Source organism: Vibrio sp. 1249-1 (assembly GCF_033340495.1).
Map to the genome: position 1 here is coordinate 1 of NZ_JAWOWJ010001097.1, position 535 is coordinate 535.

The following is a 535-nucleotide window of genomic DNA, read 5'->3' on the forward strand; positions in this document are numbered from 1 at the left end:
GCGTACTCCCACATTAGTGACAAGTTGGTTCAAGGTGAGTTTATCGCCTCTGGGCAAAATGCGGTTTTGGTCGGTGGCGGTTTAGCGCAGTATCTTCGCTTGAAGATTGGCGATGAGTTGGTGTTGTATGGGGCCGGGTATCGTGGTCAGACGGCCGCGGGGTTGTATCGTGTCGCTGGAATTTTGCATTTCCCGTTACAGCAGTTGGACTCCCAATTGGTTTATATGCCTCTCGATACTGCTCAGACATTGTATTCACTTGATAAACAGGTGACGGCATGGGTGCTCAATACTTCAAATTTACGCGTATTGCCCAGTGTGATTGAGCAATTAAAGCGAGATTACGGCAATAGCGTCGCCGTAAAAGGCTGGCAGGAGTTATCGCCGGAGCTTTCTCAACAAATCGCATTAGACAAAGCTGGCGGGATCTTCCTCATCTACATTCTGTATGGAATCGTTGGTTTTGGTCTATTCGCGACCATTTTGATGACGACGTTAGAACGCCAGCGTGAATTTGCCGTGATGTTGGCCACTG

Annotated in this window: 1 protein-coding gene; it reads left to right on the top strand. The window is 48.8% G+C overall.

The window, feature by feature from the left end; genetic code table 11:
• Positions 1-535: ABC transporter permease (locus R7Z50_RS30660; RefSeq protein ID WP_411979548.1), on the top strand; the 535-nt coding region annotated here is incomplete at both ends.